Annotated in this window: 1 pseudogene; it reads left to right on the forward strand. The window is 64.0% G+C overall.

Going from position 1 to position 414, the window contains the following annotated elements:
- Positions 1 to 414: pseudogene (locus D7X55_RS47015) on the forward strand (bifunctional NADH-specific enoyl-ACP reductase/trans-2-enoyl-CoA reductase); the annotation flags it as partial.

A 414-nucleotide genomic window follows, 5' to 3' on the forward strand; every position in this document is an offset into this window, starting at 1 on the left:
GGCTGGTACAACTCGGCTGCGTTCCACAAGTACGCCGACGAAGCCGGCCTGTATGCCAAGAGCATCAACGGCGATGCCTTCTCCGATGAAGTGAAGGCGAAGACCATCGAAATGATCAAGGCCGATCTCGGCCAGGTCGACCAGGTTGTCTACAGCCTGGCGGCGCCGCGCCGCAAGCATCCGAAGACCGGCGAGATCATCAGCTCCTCGCTGAAGCCGATCGGCGAGCCGATCACCCTGCGTGGCCTGGATACCGACAAGGAAGTGCTGACCGAGACCCACCTGCAGCCGGCTACCCCGGAAGAGATCGCCGGTACCGTCGCGGTGATGGGCGGTGAAGACTGGCAGATGTGGATCGACGCGCTCGCCGATGCCGGCGTGCTGGCCAACGGCTGCACCACCACCGCCTTCACC

Source organism: Corallococcus sp. AB049A (assembly GCF_003668885.1).
In the GTDB taxonomy this organism is placed as follows: Bacteria; Myxococcota; Myxococcia; order Myxococcales; family Myxococcaceae; genus Corallococcus; species Corallococcus interemptor.